We start from the raw sequence: 18862 nt of genomic DNA on the forward strand, positions 1-18862 counted from the left end.
AGGCGCACCGGATATGGCCCTGCCACGGATGAACAACTGGAGCTTCTGGATCCTGCCTTTTGCATTCCTGATCCTGCTGTCCTCCTTGTTTCTTGAAGGCGGTGGTCCCAACTTTGGCTGGACCTTCTACGCGCCCCTGTCTACGACTTACAGTAATGACAGCACCGCGTTGTTTGTTTTCTCTGTGCATATTATGGGTGCCTCTTCAATCATGGGCGCCATTAACGTTATTGTGACCATATTCAACATGCGTGCACCGGGTATGACCTGGATGAAGATGCCGCTGTTTGTGTGGACCTGGTTGATCACGGCTTTCTTGTTAATTGCGGTTATGCCGGTGTTGGCCGGTGCGGTGACCATGGTCTTGACGGATAAGTTCTTCGGTACCAGCTTCTTTAATGCTGCTGGTGGTGGTGACCCAGTGCTGTTCCAGCATATTTTCTGGTTCTTCGGTCACCCCGAGGTATACATCATGATTCTGCCAGCGTTTGGAATCATCTCGCAGATTGTACCGACTTTCTCACGTAAGCCGCTGTTTGGTTATGCATCCATGGTTTATGCCACTGCATCCATTGCGCTGCTGTCTTTCATAGTATGGGCGCACCACATGTTCACTACCGGGATGCCGGTCGCGGCTGAACTGTTCTTTATGTTCGCCACTATGCTGATCTCCGTGCCGACCGGTGTAAAAGTCTTTAACTGGGTGGCCACCATGTGGCGAGGGGCGATAACGTTTGAGATCCCCATGCTGTTTGCCTTGGCCTTCATTGTGCTGTTTACCATAGGCGGTTTCTCTGGGTTGATGCTGGCGATTACGCCGGTCGACTTCCAATACCACGATACCTATTTTGTGGTAGCGCATTTCCACTATGTACTGGTAACCGGGGCGGTGTTCTCCATTATGGCGGCCGTGTATTACTGGCTGCCTAAATGGTGCGGAAAAATGTACGACCTGGGGCTGGCAAAGTGGCATTTCTGGTGCTCGCTGATTTCGGTCAATGTGCTGTTTTTCCCCATGCACTTTGTAGGTTTGGCCGGGATGCCTAGACGTATTCCCGACTATGCCTTGCAGTTTGCCGACTTTAACAAGTGGATCAGTATCGGTGGCTTTGCCTTTGGTCTGTCACAGCTGATTTTCCTGGCTCTGTTGATCAAGGCTTGTCGTAAGCAAGGCGAGCCGGCTACCGACAGAGTGTGGGAAGGTGCGGAAGGCCTGGAGTGGGAGATACCCTCACCGGCGCCATACCACACCTTTGAGACTCCTCCAGTGGTGAAATAATTTATGGCGCAGACTCCTCCAAACAACAGTCGATTGGTTATCAAGCTGGTAGCTGTTGTATTGGGCATGTTTGGTTTTGGTTTTGCACTGGTGCCTTTGTATGACGTTTTTTGTGACATCACAGGTATTAACGGTAAAACCAACCCCTTCGCTGCTACTTATGAAGTTCAGGAAATAGACACCAGCCGCACTATTACGGTGGAGTTTATTACCCGCACTAATACTGGCATGCCCTGGGAGTTTGCAGCCCGTACCCGTCAAGTGCAGGTGCACCCCGGGGAATTAAAGACGGTGGAGTTCACAGTGCATAACCCTACCGCCAAGAATATTATCGGGCAGGCTATACCCTCAGTTTCGCCGGGGACGGCAGCCCTGTATTTAAACAAGACCGAGTGTTTTTGTTTCAATCAACAACCTTTGCTGGCCGGTGAGTCTGCGGTTATGCCTATGCAGTTCTATGTTGACCCTCAGCTACCGGCTGATATTGAAATATTTACCCTGTCTTACACTTTTTACGATGTGACAGAAACCTCATCGACTGTGGCAATGAACCGCGGCTAAATGGAGAGCGAGATGTCAGAGCAACAATACGAAAAATACTATGTACCAGCACAGAGCCCCTGGCCCATTGTTGGTGCTGTGGCATTGTTTTTAATTGCGGTGGGAGCCGGTAACTTTGTTATTGAAACCACTAAAGGCAAGGATGGTTACGGTGGCTGGACTCTGCTGGCTGGGCTGGCGATCTTAGTCATTATGCTGGTGGGCTGGTTCCGGGATCAGATTGAAGAGTCCATGACTGGTATGCATTCCAACCAGTTAGGGCGTTCTTATCGTCAAGGCATGAGCTGGTTTATCTTTTCTGAAGTGATGTTTTTTGCTGCCTTCTTCGGTGCTTTGTTTTACGCCCGCATGATTGCTGTGCCTTGGTTGGGTGGTTCATCCAATAACGCTATGACCAATGAAGTGTTGTGGCCGGGTTTTGAAGCTATGTGGCCGCTGGTTAAAACACCGGGCGGCACTACCACAGAAGCCATGGGCTGGTTTGGCCTGCCGTTAGCCAACACTGTGGTCTTATTGATATCGTCAGTCACTGCTCATTTTGCTCATGTCGCGCTGGAAGAAGGGAAGCGCAAGCAGTTAACGCTGTTCCTCGGCGTGACTATCTTGTTAGGGCTTGGTTTCCTGGTATTGCAAGTGGAAGAATATGTGCATGCCTATCGTGAAATGGGCTTGATGCTGACCTCTGGCGTATACGGTAACACCTTCTTCATGTTGACAGGTTTTCATGGTCTGCATGTTACGTTGGGAACGATACTGTTGATCATTATGTTCTTCCGGGTGCTTAAAGGGCATTTCAGTAAAGACAACCAGTTTGCGTTTCAAGCAGCCAGTTGGTACTGGCACTTTGTTGACGTGGTTTGGGTACTGCTATTTATCTTTGTCTACATTCTCTAACCCTGTTCTAAGCGGCAGCCAGTGCTGCCGCTATATCAATAGGGAGGTGGGTTGGGAGTAATCCATCCCATTGCTACGGCAATGATTAGTAGCAGTATGATAATGAAAGAGGTGAGTACCCTGCGACCGATAAATTTGGTCATGGATTCGCTGCCGTTGTCTCCTTTTAGCATGATTTTCATGGCACGAAAGAGGTTGAAAACCATAAAGATCAGCAGGCAAATTATCAGAATCTTCAAAAACAACGTGCTTCTCCCATGCTGTTAAAGTTACGCGCTTTACCCTTTTTTGCCGGGTTACTCGCGCTGTTGGCTATTGTGATCATGTTGCGCCTAGGTTTTTGGCAGTTGGCTCGCGCTGAACAAAAACAACTTCGCACACAACAACTTGAACAAAGATTGGCATTGCAACCTCTATCTTTACAAGATATTAACAGACAGTCAGGCGATGTCGCAGACTTCCCCGTACAAATTATCGGCACACTGGATACTAACCACATTCTGCTGTGGGACAACAGAGTGGTGAATGGCCAGGTGGGTTATGAAGTACTAGTGCCAATGACAACAGACTATGGAACTGTGTTGGTCAATCTAGGCTGGCTTAAAGCCCCCGTGCGCAGGGACCAATTACCTGAGCTGACGCTGCCCAAACATAGGCTGACCTTAGATGGCAAAGTGGTAGTCCCTGGCCACAACCCCATCAGTCGGGAGATGACGGAGAGTGGCTGGCCCAAACGGATTCAGCAGCCTGAAAGACATTATATTGAGTCATTGTTGCAGACCGAGTTGTTACCTTATCTGGTGCAAGTAGATGATACGCAACAGTTCGGTTACCTGAATAACTGGCGGCCGGTAGTGATGCCTGCAGAAAAGCATGTGGCTTATGCAGTTCAGTGGTTTGGACTGGCACTGGCTTGTTTGATTATCACCTTGGTGGCTATAGCAAAACAGAGGAAGAAGTATGGCAAGTCCGTCTCACCGTAAAACTATGTTACTGGTTGCTGCGGTTTTTATTTTACCCGTTTTGCTGGCAAAGCTAGCCTTGGAAATGGATTGGTTTAACCGAGCCTCTACCAATAAAGGAGTGTTGCTGGAGCCTATTCCAAATCTGTCCAGCCTGGACAGTCAGCATAAGTGGCGATTGCTTTATGTGTTGCCAGAACAGTGCGATGCAGCTTGCGAAAACGCCTTGGTGGCTATCAACCAAGTTTGGGTTGCTTTGGGCCGGGAACAGGACAGGGCCGAACCTTTGGTTATTGTGATGGACAATAGTGACACCAAGCCAAGGCAGCATCTGGGGGAAATGCCTGGTGTCAGAACCATGCAAGCTAGTCAACAGAATGTTAATGAAGTGTTTAAAGATGTGCCGACTGATGGTATTTTTCTGGTAGATACCTTGGATAATGTGGTTTTACGTTATCCGCCACAAGTAGAACAACAACAAGCCGTGCTGCATAGCCGGGATATATTGGCCGATCTGCGAAAACTGCTAAAGCTTTCCAGAATCGGATAAGGGAATGCGCTAATGAGAAAGTTAGTGCTGGCAGCCTTACTGCTGGCCTTTGTCGTCGTCATATTGGGGGCTTACACCCGTTTAACCGATGCTGGATTAGGCTGCCCGGACTGGCCTGGTTGCTACGGATTTTTGCATGTACCTATGCATGATGAACACGTCGAACAGGCTGAAGCCGCTTTCCCTGAGCGTCCCGTAGAGGCGCATAAAGCCTGGAATGAAATGATTCATCGCTATTTTGCCGGTGCATTAGGTTTAGTCATTCTTGCCATCTTCCTGTTCAGCTTAATCAAACGAGCACATCATCGTCCCCTCAAGCTGCCATTTTTGTTGGTTGGTCTGGTCTGTTTCCAGGCCATGTTGGGCATGTGGACGGTCACCATGAACCTGATGCCCTTGGTGGTGATGGGCCATCTGCTGGGAGGCTTTACCGTCCTGAGTTGTCTATTTTTGCTGCTGTTGCGCTTAACCCCCTATCGTATTCCCGGCGGTGACCCGAGACTAAGGCAGATGGCAGGGTTTGCTTTGCTGGGCTTGTTAATTGTGATTGGCCAGATTGCTTTGGGTGGCTGGGTATCTGCCAACTACGCAGCTCTGGCTTGCACGGAGCTGCCGATTTGTGAAACAAACTGGCTACAGCGTTTGGATTTCCCTGGCGCCTATTCTGTGGTCGCCACAGATAACTATGAATTTGGTACTCATGATTACGATGAGCGTATGACCATGCATATTATGCACAGATTTGGCGCTTTGCTGACCTTTGTCTATTTGTGCTGGTTTGCCAGTCGGTTGTATAAGGCTGCTTCGTCCAGCCTGTTTCGTCAGCTCGCTGTGGTTTTAGTTTTGGTACTGGGGCTGCAAGTTGCATTAGGCGTAGGTAACGTGGTCTTTAGCTTACCCATAGCTATTGCGGTTGCTCATAATGCGGTGGGAGCCTGTTTGCTGTTGACCATGGTCATGATCAACTACACCCTGCTGCGAAAAACTTAGGAGGTCAAAATGGATAAGACTGTCGGTGCTAGCCAGCGTGACATTTACACCAAGGCAAGTTGGCGGGATTACTATGAAATGACCAAACCTAATGTGGTGCTGTTGCTGCTGCTTACTGCGTTGGTTGGCATGTGTCTGTCACAACCTGGCTGGCTGGCGTGGCAGCCGTTACTCGCCGGGCTGTTTGGAATCGGTGCACTCTCCGCCTCGGCAGCCGTGATAAATCATGTAATGGACAGGCACATTGATGCGCAAATGGCACGCACCTTCAATCGTCCGGTGCCAAAAGGCAAAGTCAGCCCCAAACAAGCGTTGATTTTTGCCTTTGTGCTCGCTTTGCTCGGCTATTTGGTATTGGAAGTCTGGGTGAATCGCCTAACCGCCTTGCTAACTTTGGCGAGCTTAGTGGGCTATGCCGCCATTTACACTTTGTACCTAAAGCGTGCGACCCCGCAAAACATTGTTATTGGCGGATTAGCCGGAGCCGCGCCTCCTCTGCTGGGATGGACTGCCATGACAGGGGAAGTTCATCCTCATGCCTTGTTGCTGGTGCTGATCATTTATACCTGGACGCCGCCGCATTTTTGGGCGCTGGCCATTCATCGGGAAAAAGATTATGCCCGGGCGCAGATCCCTATGCTGCCAGTCACGCATGGGGTGGAATACACCAAGCTATCGGTACTTCTCTATACAGTTTTGCTTGGCATTGTATGTTTACTGCCTTACCTGGTAGGTATGACGGGCGTTATTTATTTGGCGGGCTCTAGTTTACTTAATGCCATTTTCCTGTACTACGCACTCAAACTTAAGTACGCCCCCACAGAAAATACTGCCATGCAGACTTTTAAGTTCTCCATAGTGCATTTGATGCTGTTATTCTTGCTGCTGTTGTTGGACCATTATTTTAAATTTGTTCTATGAAACAGAAAGTTGTTATAGCCCTTGGATTGTTGGTAGCCCTGGTCAGCGGTATCTATTTATCGTTGTCGCTAAAACCTTCAGGTATGCCAGAGCATGCCAGCTTGTATCCTCAGGCCAGGGAGGTACCGGATTTTACGCTGCTGGATCAGCAAGGTCAGCGTTTCGGCAAGGAAAGACTAATGGGGCATTGGACCCTGGCATTTACCGGCTATACCTTTTGTCCAGATATCTGCCCAACTACATTAGCCGAATTAAAGCGTATCTATCCGCAATTAAAGGCGATTTCACCGGATATACAGGTATTGTTTTTATCCGTGGATCCTAATCGAGATACCCCAGAGCGTCTTAACGAATATGTAAACTTCTTCGAGCCTGAATTTATTGCCGCTAGTGCTGAACATGCGGAGCTGTTTCCCTTCGTGCGCAGTCTGGGCATGATGTACGCTATTGCAGGCAGTACGGACACCCCGGACTATTTGGTTGATCACAGTGCATCTGTCACGGTGATTAATCCAAAAGCGCAGGTTGTCGGGCGATTCAAACCTGTGTTGGCCCCGGGAGCCATGGCAGTGGTTAACCCTGATCATATCTTGCAGGATATGCCACTCATTGTTAATGCTAGTCACTAAGTGAGCACCTTTCCTCGAAGAAGGATAGATATTGGACATAAGGCTATCTGAGCGGCTCAGATAGCCTTATCTACTTAGTTTATCTGTATTAATCAAGCCAACGTCCATCATTGGTGGGGACAAAGAACGGCTGTGAATGCCAGTAGTAGCGAGAAGGATCCTGCTTGCTTGGCGCGGTGCAATTAACTCTTGCGCGACCCGCGGACAGGGGGGTTGGCATCGTTAGACTAAATACATCCTGCATTTCCCACACCGGCTGCAATTTTTTACCCTGAAAATAACAAGCCAACTGCGCAGGGCGGATGTCATTGGTGTCAATTTTTGTGGTCCAGGTCGGCTGTAGATTATCCAGCGCCAGCTCCGGATCCAGTGGTGCGTATAAACTAGGCATGGCTAAGCTGCTGAGTTTAACTTTAAGGGTTTTTAGATTGGCGTAAACACCGGCGGCTGGGAAACGTGGCAGAGCGGTCATATCGCTAAAAGGTGCCACAGCGCCAGACTGTTGGCCCAGACCAATAAATCCCAGATCTTTGACTAAAGCTTGTAAGTCGCTGTTGTACTCCCCATAGGGATAAGCGAGATAACGTAGGCTGTATCCTAACTCCTCCTGCAACTTGCTTTCAGCACTGAGTATTTCTTCTTTTAAGTTAGCCAGCCACTGCGCTTTACTCATATCACCACGGCTAAGCAAATGCTGATGATGATTGGTGTGATTGGCAAACCACACCCCGTCTTTCTGCATCTGCTTTACCTGTTTCCAGCTCAGTTGCTGGCTTTCGTTACCAATCAACGCGGGGTTGATGAATACCGTGTAGTTAAACCCGTGGCGCTGCAAAATCGGATGCGCGTTTTGAAGAATGTTGGTGTAGCCGTCGTCGAAAGTGATGGCTACCGCGTTATCAGGGAGAGGCTGATGACGGCTCAACTTGTACAGCATGTCCTGTAGCGAGATAACATTGTGATTTTCCGCTAAGTACTGCATGTGCTCAGCAAACTGCTCGGGACTGACCGAGGTGGACGCCGGTGTTTCGGTGCTGACATGATGGTACTGAAGAATCACGCCATGGTGCTGCAGAGTAAGATCGGCGGCAATTCCCGTGCTGCTCCATAACAGCAAACATAGCAAGGCTGGTAATTTGGTGATAGGCATAAGACCATAGGCTCTGTTTTTTCTATCCGCCGAGCTTAACTTGTCTGCAGGAGTTTTTCAGCAATTGCTGGATCGTAAAGAAAACCGGCGAATTGCCTTTTTGTCCTTACCCATGATCCTGAGCAACATTACAAATCCGTTGTTAGGCATGGTGGATACCGCCATTGTCGGCCATCTGGGCGCAACCCATTATCTGGCTGGTACCGCTGTGGCAAGCATGGTGGTTACTCAAATATATTGGTTGTGTGGTTTCTTGCGTATGTCGGCGACCGGCCTAAGTGCACAGGCACTCGGCGCAGCCAAGCGAGAAGAGGCCGCCAAAGCCTTCTATCAACTATTAGTCCCTGCACTGCTTATTGGCCTGGTACTTATTCTGTGTGGTAGTGGCTTGCAATGGCTGGCTGTGCAGTTTGCCGATGCCGATTCACAAACCGCCAAGGTTATTGATGACTATCTGCAGGCCCGCATATGGGGGGCGCCCGCGGCGCTGACAAACTTGTTACTGATGGGCTGGCTGATAGGGCAGCAAGCTACCCGTACAGTAATGACTATACAGATTGTGGCTAATCTGCTCAACGCATTACTCAGTTATGTCCTGGCCATGAAGTGGGGTATGGGCGTTTTCGGCGTGGCATTGGCGACCGTGATTGTTGAATACGGTATTTTTGCCAGTGCGTTGTTTGTGGTGCTAAAACGCATTGGTGGAGTGGGGCCCTACTTAAGCTGGTTTAACCTGCAGGGTTATAAGCCCGTATTGGCTCTGAATCTGGATATTCTTCTGCGTAACTTGGCTCTTCAGCTAACCATGGCGTTTATGGTGTTTCAGGCTGCGCGACTGGATGCACAAAGTGTCGCACTCAATGCCTTGCTGATGCAGTTTTTTGTCATTTCCGCACTGGGGTTGGATGGTATTGCCTATGCGGTGGAAGCCCTAGTCGGTGAAGCGAAAGGCCGCAAGCAGCAAGACTTGCTAAACCTGCGGGTATGCCGTGGACTGTTATGGTCAACGCTTTTGGCACTGCTTTATAGTGCCGGTTTCTTACTGTTTGATCAGTCTATATTGGCCCTATTAACCAACCTGCCAGAGCTGCTTGTGCTGGCAAATGATTACCGCCTGTATATTTGGCTGCTTCCCCTGATCGGACACTGGTGTTTTTTGTTGGATGGGGTGTTTATCGGCTTAACCCGCGGCACTGAAATGCGCAACAGTATGCTGTTTTGTGCATTGGCAGTGTTCTTGCCGGTCTGGTGGTTAACTTCCTATGCAGGTAATCACGCGTTATGGGTGGCTTTTCTGGCATTCCTGGCGGGCAGGGGGATTACACTGGGTGTCGCTTACTGGCGCTTGTGGCAGGCGCGGTTACTCTTAGCATGATCAAAAAGCCCGTCTAGTTGACGGGCTTGCGTATATATACATTCTTAGTAGTAAGAATGTTCACCAGCATGGTGCTCGGTGGCATCCATAACGCCTGTGAGCTCAGGAAACTGTGCAAGCATCTGTTTTTCAATGCCCTCTTTAAGCGTGACATCGACCATTGAACAACCATTACAACCGCCGCCAAATTGCAGCACAGCTTTACCTGCGGGAGTGATTTCCAGTAACACGACTTTGCCGCCATGATTGGCCAATTGCGGATTGATTTCTGCATCAATCATATAGTTTACCCGCTCTATTAGCGGCGCATCATCAGCAACCCGGCGCGTTTTGGCATTGGGTGCTTTGAGGGTAAGCTGAGAACCCATTTGGTCGGTGACAAAGTCAATTTCCGCTTCTTCCAGAAAAGGTGCGCTGTCTTTATCTACAACCGCATCAAAACCATCAAACTCCAGACAGATATCTGAGGCTTCCACGGCATCGGGTGGACAATAAGACACACCACACTCCGCTGTGGGCGTACCGGGATTGACGACAAACACTCTGATATTGGTATCTGGCTCTTGTTTATCCAAAAGCTTGCGAAAATGTGCCTGTGCGGGTTCGGAAATGCGAATCATCTGGTTGTCTCAACTGCCAACATGGGCCTATGATAGCAAAATTACTTGAGTAAAACACTCGGGTAATAAAATTCTTTGCGTGTGACTGATTGTCGCGTTGCTCCTGCGACCAGTGACGCTGTATTTGCTGTAGCTTAACTGGCAAGCCAGTGTCTTAGCTGCTAGTTTGGTCTGAAAAGATTAGTTAAATCAAGGGGCTAAGTATGAATAAAATAACAAGAATCGGTCTGGGGATGGTGTGGCTGTTAACCGCGCCATTGTGTTTGGCGCAGGTGTCCAGTGATCTGGATTACCTACCCAATGACATTCAATACGATGCCAATGTGCCAACGCCTGAATCTGTACTTGGTTATCCTGTGGGTACCTGGCATGTGCGGCATGATCAGATCGTTCAATATCTGTATAAATTAGCAGAAAGCTCTCCCAGAGTGAGTATTGAAGAAATTGGCCGTTCCCATGAACACAGACCCATTTTATTACTGACTTTTAGTTCAGAACAAAATCACAAAAACCTGCCTTCGCTTCGTCAATCACATCTGGAAGCCTTAAATGGCACTAAGCAAACAGCATCGCCTCTGGTGCTGTGGATGGGCTATAGCGTGCATGGCAATGAACCCTCCGGGGCAAATGCCGGATTGCTGGTGGCCTATTATCTGGCAGCGGCACAAGGACCCAAAATTGAAAAGCTGCTTAACGAAACAGTGATTCTGCTTGAACCTGCTTTGAATCCGGATGGTCTGTCCCGGTTTGCCCAATGGGCGAATATGCACAAAGGCCTGAATCTGGTCTCAGATCCTAATCACCGAGAGCATCGGGAAGGTTGGCCCAGTGGCCGTACCAACCACTATTGGTTTGATTTGAATCGTGACTGGCTGCTGCTGACCCATCCAGAGTCCCGTGCCAGGATCAGTAAGTTTCATGAATGGCGGCCTCATGTTCTGACCGATTTTCATGAAATGGGCACTAACAGTACTTTCTTCTTTCAGCCGGGCATTCCAACCCGCAAGAATCCTTGGACGCCCGATGAGAATGTTGAGTTGACGCATGATTTAGGTAAATTCCATGCCTCCGCGTTAGACGCAGCAGGCCAGCTGTACTATACGCAGGAAGATTTTGATGATTTTTATTACGGTAAAGGCTCTACCTATCCCGATTCGATGGGCAGCGTAGGTATTTTGTTTGAACAGGCCAGTAGCCGTGGTCATTTGCAAGACTCTGTGCATGGGCCATTGTCTTTTCCTGCCACCATTCAAAATCAGGTCACCACCTCAATGTCGACGTTTGAAGGTGCCTTGGCTAACGCCCAGCAATTGAAGCGCTTTCAACAAGGTTTTGCGGCCCAGACAGAAAAGCTTGCATCCAAAGACAAGCTCTCAGGCTATTTACTGACGGAAGAAAAAGATAAAAGTCGCTTTAAAGCGCTTTTGGCGATTTTGGAACAGCACCATATCCGCATGCACGGGCTAAGCAAAGATATGGAACTAGAGGGGCGCAGTTATGCCAGTGACAACACCGTGTTCGTTCCCTTGGAGCAACCACAATACCGCTTGATTAAATCAATTTTCTCAACCAGAACCAGTTTTAATGACAACACCTTCTACGATGTTTCCAACTGGAACCTGCCTCTGGCTTTTGACATTGATTTCAAAGAAGTAGAGAAGGGCGCTTGGCGTAAGCTACCACTGAGTGACAGTTTGCCGAGTTTGGTCACAGAGGCGTCCGATCTGGCTGATGGTGCTTACGCTTATGCTTTCTCCTGGCAAGATTCCAATGCGCCCAAGTTGCTGCAGTCTTTACTTGCTGCTGGTATCAAAGTGAAGGTCGCCGGAGGCGCCTTTACTGCAACGACTAATCATGGCGATATTGCTTTTGAGGCGGGCAGCGTGATTATCCCCCGGGCCCTGGCCCAACCAGAAGGCTGGCGCTCGACTATAGATAAGGCAAGTCGTGCTGCCGGTATTAAGGTGTGGTCGGTAACCTCTGGGCTGACAGCGCAAGGCAGTGATTTAGGAAGTCGTCATATGGCCATGGTTACTGCCCCGAAAGTGTTGTTAGTGGGCGGGGAAGGCACATCCCAATATGAAGTGGGTGAAGTTTGGCATTATCTTGATCAGCATGTTGGATTACCAGCCTCTATCATTGAACTGGATCGCTTGAACAACCTTACTCTCGCTGACTACAGCCATATTCTTATGGTTGACGGCAATTATCGGAATCTCGATGAGAAGCTGGTGGATAAGTTGGCAGCTTGGATCAAGCAAGGCGGCGTCTTTATCACACAAAAGAACGCGGCCAAGCTGGCTGCACAACAGGAATGGCTGCAAGCCAGTTTTGCCTCTGACAAAGAAATTCAGGATGCTTTTGATACCAAGACATTAAGCTTTGCTGACCAGGAGGCTTTGCAAGGTAAGCAGCGGATAGCCGGTGCGGTATTTGCCGGTCAGGTTGATTTGAGCCATCCATTGGCATTTGGCTACTCCGACGCCGATGTCGCCTTCTTGCGCAATACCAATATGGTGATGCAAGCAGCCGACAAGCCGTTTATTACTGTATCCAAGTACAAAAACAAAGCCTTACAGGCAGGTTACGCCAGCGAAGAAATGCAAAAATTATTATCGGGTAGCACCAATCTGGTGGCGAATAAAATGGGTAAGGGCATAGTGATTGGTACAACGGATAACTTAACGTTCCGTGGTTATTGGTATGGCACCAGCCGTTTCCTGAGCAATGCCATTTACTTGTCCCCGTTGATGAGCAACTAGCCAGTAGTCGCTAGTTACTCGTGCCTGGCGACAGGCTAATGGCAATAGCCCAGACTTCAATATGTAAGCTGGGCTTTGCTTTTTTAAGGGCTTTGCTAAGGCTGTTAACCGTACTTCCTGTCGCGATGATGTCATCAAATATGGCGACATGTTGATAGGCCGGTGATGATGATAGCCTGAAGGCGTCACGCAGATTTTTGCGTCGTTGTGCACCGCTAAGTTGAGTTTGCGCTTGGGTCGCTTTGCTCCGTTGGCAGAGCTGGTCGTCTAAGGCAATGCCGGAAAGGGCCGACAGGTGCTTTGCAATTTCCATTGTCTGATTGTATTTGCGTTTTGCATAGCGCTTATAATGCAGCGGCATCGGCAGTATCACCTCAGGACGCTTGCCATTATGAGTGAGTGCAATTCGATAAAACTGCTCCGCTAGCGCCTTGGCACATAGGGTGCGCTGATTGAATTTCAGTGCGGTAAGCAATTTATCCCATGGCCAGCAATATTCAGTGCTGACCAATAAGCTGTCGTAGGCTACCTGTTGTAGCCCACTTTTGATTTTAGGCCAGTTAAGCAAGTTATAGTCGCATTGGGATAAGGCCAACACCGGCAGATCTGTCTGACAATAGTGGCAAATTAACGCGTCTGCTGGTTGTTGACAGAGCAGACAACTTTGCGGGATCTTGAATCCTATTGTTTTTAGCATTCCTGCCATTAGACTGGCCTCCTTTTCACAAAGAGTAGATGATTTTTGTGTTGATCTCCGACTCCGTAGGCACTGGTTCAAAAGTCTTACTGTTACATGGCTGGGGACTGAACAGTGAAGTGTGGCAGCCGCTTGTCGAGCGTTTACAGGATAGATTTCAGTTTGTACTGCTGGACTTACCAGGCTTTGGCCACAACCAGCAACTTGTTCCTGATAGCTATGATCTGGATTCATTGACAACGCTGATTGCGGAACAGTTCAAAGAGCCAATGATTGTAATGGGGTGGTCATTAGGTGGACTGGTTGCCCAGCAACTGGCGCTGCAGTTCCCTAAGCTGGTGCGCGCTCTGATCTGTGTAACCAGCACACCGAAGTTCCTTGCCACCGAACAGTGGCCAGGTATTAAAGCCGATGTGCTAAGAGCTTTTGCAACGCAGTTGCGCTCGGATCCACAAAAAACGATAGAACGTTTTTTGGCTATTCAGGCGCTTGGTAGCGAGAGAACCAAGGCGGACATACAAAATCTAAAGATGCTGCTGGCAAACCGGCCCACGCCCTCCAAACTTGCACTGGCAAAGGGATTAGCCATCTTGGAACAGGCTGATTTATGTGAACAGATTGGTTCTATTCGTTGCCCAACGTTGAGAATCTACGGTCGCAACGACAGTTTAGTGCCCAAGGCGACACTGGAGCAGGTGGAATTGTTGCAACCCTCGGCTTCGTCAATGCTATTTCCAGGTGCTTCGCATGCCCCCTTTATCTCCCATGCGGATGAATTTGCAGATGCAGTCAGTGAATATTTGGGCAAGTGCCTGATAGCTTAAAGCAAAATTAACCCAAGACTTCTATTTTTGCCTAAATTGGTTAATAATTAGGCATGAGGTAATAGGGGTAGTTTATGTCGGTGAATTTCGATAGCAATATCAATTCGGCCATATTGTCGGGCACGCTCGGTTTGCAGCGTGCATCTGACGGTATTACCCAGCATTCTATCAGCTTGGCACAACAGCAAGCTCAGCTGCGCGATCCTAAAGAAGTCTTGGCCGATGCTGCGGTGCAGCAGATTGGCTTGAGCAGCAAGCTGCTACCATCGGGGGGGGATAACCTCACTAATGATTTAGTTGGGCTGACCTTGAATCTGCGCAACGCTCAGGCTAGTGGCAAGGTATTGGACGTGGCCAAAGATACCATTGGCCGATTAATCGATGAGTTGGCCTGATTTATTATGAATATTGTCGCACCGGCTCTCACCGCCATTCCTTTGAATACCGCTAATCTGAATACAGAGGCGGCGCGCCGTGACAATGTTGCCCGGGAAACTGTACCTCAACTCACAAATACCGAGAATTCCGCCGCACAATCTGGTTTAGGTTCAGAATCTGATCGGGTGAAGACCCCGGGGCAAGCGCCTCAGCCAGTTACTTACGAGAAACCACAAGTCGGTCAGCAAACACCGCTGCAAGGCGAGGGGCGCCAGGATAAAGACAATTCTGAAGATCCCAGTGCTGGTAAGCAAGATAGTAAAGGCGAGCAGCAAAACGCTTCTGAGCAGAAGAAGGTTGAAGAGCTCAAACAACGTGATCAGGAAGTTCGCGCCCATGAGCAGGCCCATGCTGCGGTTGGCGGGCAACATGCAGGCGCACCAAGTTATGAGTTTGAAACCGGACCGGATGGCAGACGTTATGCGGTAGGCGGTGAAGTCAGTATTGATATTTCCGAAGGTAAGTCTCCCGAAGAGACTCTACGCAAAATGCAGCAGGTGCGGGCCGCTGCCTTAGCCCCGGCGGAGCCTTCCCCCCAAGATTTAAGAGTGGCGGCGGAAGCACAGCAGCGCGCTTCTGAAGCCAGACAGGATATTGCCCGTGAGACAGCACAAAGCGCCGAACAGGCCTTGCAGGCAGTAGCGACAGATAAATCCGAACAGCAGAATAATGCAGGTTCAGTCCCTGAGCTTAGCGATATTGTTGATGGCGGCGGCGTGACGCCTCCGCGTCGTACATTACAGCAGGATGATCCGGTGGCTGAAGCGGTAGGACTGGAGTCTAGTAGTACAGAGTTTAGGAATGCGCAGGCTAGTTTGGATGTGGAAATCAGCGCCCGCAGTCTGCGTATAGAAAGTTTTTATCAGCAGGTTTCGCAACCCAAAGCCTATTCGCTGCAACAAAGTGCCTGAGATAAGTAATTTGGATAAGACAACGCCCCTTAATGGGGCGTTGTTGTTTCTATCAGGGCTTTTTCGCTTTGGCGAATGCTTCTGCCAAGGCATTACCCATGGCACTATTGGCAGGTTGGGCCTGGCGCTGTGGCTTAGCCTGTGCAGCTCGCTGAACTTGAGGCTTGGTGCTTCTGTCCGGCTTAGCTTGTGCTTGCTTGGATGAAGGTTCGTCGTTCAGTCGCATGCTGAAGGAAATACGATTACGTGCCACATCGACCTCCATCACTTTAACTTTGACGATATCACCGGCCTTTACCACTTCACGCGGATCAGAGATAAACTTATCTGTCATGGCGGAGATATGTACCAGACCATCCTGATGCACACCCACATCCACAAAGGCACCAAAGTTAGCCACATTGCTGACCACACCTTCCAGGATCATGCCTGGCTTCAGATCGCTAACCTGCTCTATGCCGTCCTTAAAAGTGGCAGTTTTAAACTCAGGACGCGGGTCCCGGCCAGGCTTGTCTAATTCAGCGAGGATATCGGTGATGGTCGGAATACCAAAAGTCTGATTGGCAAAATCTTGCGGCTTTAGCGATTTAAGCAGGTCTTTATTACCTATCAGAGAACCGATGTCGGTTCCGGCACTCTGGCTGATATGTTTAACCAACTCGTATGCCTCCGGGTGCACAGCAGAGGCGTCTAATGGATTGCTTCCACCCATCACGCGCAAAAAGCCCGCAGCTTGTTCAAATGCTTTGGGACCGAGCCTTTCTACCTTAAGCAGCTGTTTACGGTCAGCAAAGGCACCGTGTTGATCCCGGTAACTGACAATATTTTGAGCCAAAGTGCGGTTTAACCCCGATACATAGCTAAGTAAAGCAGGAGATGCCATATTGAGATCGACGCCAACGGCGTTAACGCAATCCTCTACCACGGTATCCAGAGACTTACCCAACTGACTTTGGGAAACATCATGCTGATATTGTCCAACCCCTATGGCTTTGGGCTCGATTTTGACTAACTCAGCCAGGGGATCCTGTAAACGTCTGGCAATAGAAACCGCCCCACGAAGAGAAACATCCAGGTCCGGTAGTTCGTTAGAAGCCAGTTCTGAGGCTGAATAAACAGATGCGCCAGCCTCGCTGACCACAATCTTATTGATCTTCAGGTCAGGCAAGGCTTTGACGACTTCGCTGGCTAGCTTATCTGTCTCACGCGAAGCCGTGCCGTTACCAATACTGATAAGCTGCACTTTGTGTTGCTGACACATCAGCGCCAGGGTGCGAACTGATTTATCCCACTGATTTTGCGGGGCATGTGGGAAGATAGTGTTAGTGGCGACCACCTTACCTGTAGCATCTACCACTGCGACTTTGACGCCGGTCCGCAAACCCGGATCAAGACCCATGGTGACTTTGGCACCAGCTGGAGCTGCCATCAGTAGGTCCTGCAGATTCTTGGCGAATACGCTGATGGCTTCCAGTTCTGCTTTTTCACGCAGGCTGCCAAACAATTCATTTTCCATGTGTAGCAGGATTTTTACCCGCCATGTCCATTGCACCACAGACTGCAGCCACTTGTCGGCCGCGCGTCCATTATCGCGAATATCCAGATGCTGGGCGATGATGGATTCGCACTGGGAGCTGCGGTCGCCTTCTTCATTGGCCGGGTCTGCATTCATGGAAACTTGCAGCAAGCCTTCATTGCGGCCACGGAACATTGCCAACGCCCGGTGTGAAGGGGTCTTGCTGAGCTGTTCGCTATGTGCAAAGTAATCCGCATACTTAGCCGCTTCTTTTTCCTTGCCAGCTACCACTTTGCTTTGAATATGGGCTTCTCTGGTCAGGTGTAAACGAATTTTCTGCAAAAGCGCCGCATCTTCAGCAAAGCGCTCCATCAAAATATAACGGGCACCTTCCAAAGCGGCTTTGGTATCTGCAACGTCGGCATTTAGATACTCTGTAGCAAGAGCTTCTGGATCCTGATTGGGATCCGCAAACAAACTGTCAGCAAGGGGCTCCAGACCTGCCTCGATGGCAATTTGTCCTTTCGTACGTCGCTTGGGTTTATAAGGCAGATACAGGTCTTCCAGCTCGGTTTTATTGTCGGCTGCGAGTATCTTAGCTTGTAGTTCTGGAGTGAGTTTGTCCTGTTCACCAATAGATTTAAGAATCACCTGGCGACGGTCTTCTAAGTCTCGCAAGTAACCTAAACGTTGCTCTAGGGTACGCAACTGCGCGTCATCCAGCCCGTTTGTGGCTTCTTTACGATAACGGGCAATAAAGGGAACAGTGGCTCCGTCGTCAAGCAGGGTAACAGCGGCTTGGACTTGTTGAGGAGAGACGGAGAGTTCAGAGGCAATTTTTTCTATGATCATGGGGTGCCTTGGTGGCTGATGATAATGTTAAACAGGGCCTTTATAAGGGCTATGCTGGCAAAATTCCAGCCCGATGCCGGTAATTACTGACAAAAACCTTGTCAGTCCTGACCTGGATAGTGAATTTCCACAACAAACCATTGCTTGCGGCCTGTAGGGGTTTGTACCCAAACTTCGTCGTCCACTTCCTTTTTTAGCAGCGCACGGGCCATCGGTGAGTCGATGGAAATATAGTCTTTACGAGCGTAGATTTCATCCGGACCGACAATACGGAACTTGAGGGTCTCACCTTGTTCGTTTTCTACTTCAACCCAGGCACCAAAAAACACTTTGCCTTTTTGTTGTGGCGAATAATCCACCACCTTAATAATTTCCAGGCGCTTGCGCAGATACCTGACGCGTCGGTCAATTTCCCTTAACAACTTTTTGTTGTACTGGTAGTCGGCGTTCTCGCTGCGATCTCCCAGACTGGCCGCCCAGGCCACTTTCTTGGTCACCTCAGGGCGTTTCTCGCGCCACAGATGATCTAGCTCCTGCTTTAGGCTGTCGAATCCTTCCCGGGTTATAAGATCTGTTTTCATAGGTAATTGAACCTGCATGGTTGAATGCCCGATATAGCCATATCTTCGAATGCTAGGAATTGTTCTATAACATTGTGCATTGCATCAGCGTGTTGTTATGACAAAAACGTTTCAAAAGGTCGGCGCAATTTGGCCTATTTCTTCTACACTAAAAGTTAGGTAACGGCAGGGGAATAGCGATTGTAGCTGCCCATACTGCTTGAGTTACCTGCCATGCATGTAGCCTATGCTACCGGGTGAAATGCCTAACAATCTTGTCATTGAAACTGAGCTGGGTAGCAAACAACGCGGAAAGAACGTAACCGGTGCAAGCCGGCCCATGTCACCCGTATAACGGGTATTGCGATGAG

The 18862-nt window shown here is 49.4% G+C and carries 19 protein-coding genes; 13 read left to right on the forward strand and 6 right to left on the reverse strand.

Annotated elements, in window-relative coordinates:
• The 3 genes from J0A65_RS04595 to J0A65_RS04605 form a co-directional block, all read left to right on the forward strand.
• Nucleotides 1-1279 (forward strand): cbb3-type cytochrome c oxidase subunit I (locus J0A65_RS04595; RefSeq protein WP_232849750.1); only part of this gene is annotated, 1279 nt, incomplete at its 5' end.
• Between the two features lie 3 nt (nucleotides 1280-1282).
• Nucleotides 1283-1840, forward strand: a complete 558-nt coding sequence (locus tag J0A65_RS04600) for a cytochrome c oxidase assembly protein (protein WP_206592959.1) — start codon at nucleotides 1283-1285, stop codon at nucleotides 1838-1840.
• 12 nt (nucleotides 1841-1852) lie between these two features.
• Nucleotides 1853-2734: a cytochrome c oxidase subunit 3 gene (locus J0A65_RS04605; protein WP_206592960.1), complete on the forward strand. Its 882-nt coding sequence runs from the start codon at nucleotides 1853-1855 to the stop codon at nucleotides 2732-2734.
• A gap of 35 nt (nucleotides 2735-2769) precedes the next feature.
• Here the strand turns inward: J0A65_RS04605 and J0A65_RS04610 are convergent, their stop codons facing one another.
• The gene (locus tag J0A65_RS04610) at nucleotides 2770-2979 is read right to left on the reverse strand and encodes a DUF2909 domain-containing protein (protein WP_206592961.1); all 210 of its coding nucleotides are present in this window, start codon (nucleotides 2977-2979) and stop codon (nucleotides 2770-2772) included.
• Nucleotides 2980-2991: 12 nt separating this feature from the next.
• Between J0A65_RS04610 and J0A65_RS04615 the strand changes: the two genes are divergently transcribed.
• Genes J0A65_RS04615 through J0A65_RS04635 form a run of 5 tightly spaced genes read left to right on the forward strand, consistent with a single transcriptional unit; the run spans nucleotide 2992 to nucleotide 6786 of the window.
• Nucleotides 2992-3717 carry an SURF1 family protein gene (locus tag J0A65_RS04615; protein ID WP_206592962.1) on the forward strand — a complete coding sequence of 242 codons (726 nt, stop codon included), beginning with the start codon at nucleotides 2992-2994 and terminating at the stop codon, nucleotides 3715-3717.
• On the forward strand, nucleotides 3695-4246 hold the full coding sequence (locus J0A65_RS04620) for a hypothetical protein (protein WP_206592963.1): 552 nt from the start codon (nucleotides 3695-3697) through the stop codon (nucleotides 4244-4246). The genes J0A65_RS04615 and J0A65_RS04620 overlap by 23 nt, the downstream gene beginning before the upstream one ends.
• Before the next feature lie 12 nt (nucleotides 4247-4258).
• On the forward strand, nucleotides 4259-5236 hold the full coding sequence (locus J0A65_RS04625) for a COX15/CtaA family protein (RefSeq protein ID WP_206592964.1): 978 nt from the start codon (nucleotides 4259-4261) through the stop codon (nucleotides 5234-5236).
• Between the two features lie 9 nt (nucleotides 5237-5245).
• A complete protein-coding gene (gene cyoE, locus J0A65_RS04630) occupies nucleotides 5246-6157 on the forward strand; it encodes a heme o synthase (protein WP_206592965.1) in 912 nt (303 codons plus the stop codon).
• Nucleotides 6154-6786, forward strand: coding sequence for an SCO family protein (locus J0A65_RS04635; protein WP_206592966.1), 633 nt, complete (start codon nucleotides 6154-6156; stop codon nucleotides 6784-6786). Before cyoE ends, J0A65_RS04635 begins: the two co-directional genes overlap by 4 nt.
• A gap of 88 nt (nucleotides 6787-6874) precedes the next feature.
• Here the strand turns inward: J0A65_RS04635 and J0A65_RS04640 are convergent, their stop codons facing one another.
• The gene (locus tag J0A65_RS04640) at nucleotides 6875-7936 is read right to left on the reverse strand and encodes a polysaccharide deacetylase family protein (protein WP_206592967.1); all 1062 of its coding nucleotides are present in this window, start codon (nucleotides 7934-7936) and stop codon (nucleotides 6875-6877) included.
• A 40-nt stretch (nucleotides 7937-7976) separates the two neighbouring features.
• Between J0A65_RS04640 and J0A65_RS04645 the strand changes: the two genes are divergently transcribed.
• Complete coding sequence (locus J0A65_RS04645; RefSeq protein ID WP_332874296.1) at nucleotides 7977-9311, forward strand: MATE family efflux transporter; 1335 nt, start codon at nucleotides 7977-7979, stop codon at nucleotides 9309-9311.
• Between the two features lie 44 nt (nucleotides 9312-9355).
• On the opposite strand, the gene nfuA is transcribed toward J0A65_RS04645, so the two are convergent.
• A complete protein-coding gene (gene nfuA / locus J0A65_RS04650) occupies nucleotides 9356-9931 on the reverse strand; it encodes a Fe-S biogenesis protein NfuA (protein WP_206592968.1) in 576 nt (191 codons plus the stop codon).
• A 203-nt stretch (nucleotides 9932-10134) separates the two neighbouring features.
• Between nfuA and J0A65_RS04655 the strand changes: the two genes are divergently transcribed.
• Nucleotides 10135-12693 (forward strand): M14 metallopeptidase family protein, encoded by a 2559-nt coding sequence (locus tag J0A65_RS04655; RefSeq protein ID WP_232849751.1) that lies wholly within the window; start codon nucleotides 10135-10137, stop codon nucleotides 12691-12693.
• A gap of 10 nt (nucleotides 12694-12703) precedes the next feature.
• Here the strand turns inward: J0A65_RS04655 and J0A65_RS04660 are convergent, their stop codons facing one another.
• Complete coding sequence (locus J0A65_RS04660; RefSeq protein ID WP_206592969.1) at nucleotides 12704-13399, reverse strand: ComF family protein; 696 nt, start codon at nucleotides 13397-13399, stop codon at nucleotides 12704-12706.
• A gap of 29 nt (nucleotides 13400-13428) precedes the next feature.
• Between J0A65_RS04660 and bioH the strand changes: the two genes are divergently transcribed.
• From bioH to J0A65_RS04675, 3 genes are all read left to right on the forward strand, one after another.
• The gene (gene bioH, locus J0A65_RS04665) at nucleotides 13429-14214 is read left to right on the forward strand and encodes a pimeloyl-ACP methyl ester esterase BioH (RefSeq protein ID WP_206592970.1); all 786 of its coding nucleotides are present in this window, start codon (nucleotides 13429-13431) and stop codon (nucleotides 14212-14214) included.
• 74 nt (nucleotides 14215-14288) lie between these two features.
• The gene (locus J0A65_RS04670) at nucleotides 14289-14609 is read left to right on the forward strand and encodes a hypothetical protein (RefSeq protein WP_206592971.1); all 321 of its coding nucleotides are present in this window, start codon (nucleotides 14289-14291) and stop codon (nucleotides 14607-14609) included.
• 6 nt (nucleotides 14610-14615) lie between these two features.
• Entirely contained in the window at nucleotides 14616-15563 is a 948-nt protein-coding gene (locus J0A65_RS04675; RefSeq protein ID WP_206592972.1) for a putative metalloprotease CJM1_0395 family protein, read from the forward strand.
• A 52-nt stretch (nucleotides 15564-15615) separates the two neighbouring features.
• On the opposite strand, the gene J0A65_RS04680 is transcribed toward J0A65_RS04675, so the two are convergent.
• Together J0A65_RS04680 and greB are read right to left on the reverse strand one after the other, a co-directional pair.
• Entirely contained in the window at nucleotides 15616-17931 is a 2316-nt protein-coding gene (locus J0A65_RS04680; RefSeq protein WP_206592973.1) for a Tex family protein, read from the reverse strand.
• 101 nt (nucleotides 17932-18032) lie between these two features.
• Nucleotides 18033-18512 (reverse strand): transcription elongation factor GreB, encoded by a 480-nt coding sequence (greB, locus tag J0A65_RS04685; RefSeq protein ID WP_206592974.1) that lies wholly within the window; start codon nucleotides 18510-18512, stop codon nucleotides 18033-18035.
• Between the last annotated feature and the right edge of the window lie 350 nt (nucleotides 18513-18862).

The sequence above is a fragment of the Bowmanella yangjiangensis genome (assembly GCF_017255015.1).
Classification (GTDB): Bacteria; Pseudomonadota; Gammaproteobacteria; order Enterobacterales; family Alteromonadaceae; genus Bowmanella; species Bowmanella yangjiangensis.

Bases quoted from the DNA above. Each gene is read 5' to 3' on its own strand.
- J0A65_RS04600 (WP_206592959.1), top strand. From the start codon at position 1,283: ATGGCGCAGACTCCTCCAAACAACAGTCGATTGGTTATCAAGCTGGTA.
- J0A65_RS04605 (WP_206592960.1), top strand. From the start codon at position 1,853: ATGTCAGAGCAACAATACGAAAAATACTATGTACCAGCACAGAGCCCC.
- J0A65_RS04615 (WP_206592962.1), top strand. From the start codon at position 2,992: ATGCTGTTAAAGTTACGCGCTTTACCCTTTTTTGCCGGGTTACTCGCG.
- J0A65_RS04620 (WP_206592963.1), top strand. From the start codon at position 3,695: ATGGCAAGTCCGTCTCACCGTAAAACTATGTTACTGGTTGCTGCGGTT.
- J0A65_RS04625 (WP_206592964.1), top strand. From the start codon at position 4,259: ATGAGAAAGTTAGTGCTGGCAGCCTTACTGCTGGCCTTTGTCGTCGTC.
- cyoE (WP_206592965.1), top strand. From the start codon at position 5,246: ATGGATAAGACTGTCGGTGCTAGCCAGCGTGACATTTACACCAAGGCA.
- J0A65_RS04635 (WP_206592966.1), top strand. From the start codon at position 6,154: ATGAAACAGAAAGTTGTTATAGCCCTTGGATTGTTGGTAGCCCTGGTC.
- J0A65_RS04640 (WP_206592967.1), bottom strand. From the start codon at position 7,936: ATGCCTATCACCAAATTACCAGCCTTGCTATGTTTGCTGTTATGGAGC.
- nfuA (WP_206592968.1), bottom strand. From the start codon at position 9,931: ATGATTCGCATTTCCGAACCCGCACAGGCACATTTTCGCAAGCTTTTG.
- J0A65_RS04655 (WP_232849751.1), top strand. From the start codon at position 10,135: ATGAATAAAATAACAAGAATCGGTCTGGGGATGGTGTGGCTGTTAACC.
- J0A65_RS04660 (WP_206592969.1), bottom strand. From the start codon at position 13,399: ATGGCAGGAATGCTAAAAACAATAGGATTCAAGATCCCGCAAAGTTGT.
- bioH (WP_206592970.1), top strand. From the start codon at position 13,429: ATGATTTTTGTGTTGATCTCCGACTCCGTAGGCACTGGTTCAAAAGTC.
- J0A65_RS04670 (WP_206592971.1), top strand. From the start codon at position 14,289: ATGTCGGTGAATTTCGATAGCAATATCAATTCGGCCATATTGTCGGGC.
- J0A65_RS04675 (WP_206592972.1), top strand. From the start codon at position 14,616: ATGAATATTGTCGCACCGGCTCTCACCGCCATTCCTTTGAATACCGCT.
- J0A65_RS04680 (WP_206592973.1), bottom strand. From the start codon at position 17,931: ATGATCATAGAAAAAATTGCCTCTGAACTCTCCGTCTCTCCTCAACAA.
- greB (WP_206592974.1), bottom strand. From the start codon at position 18,512: ATGAAAACAGATCTTATAACCCGGGAAGGATTCGACAGCCTAAAGCAG.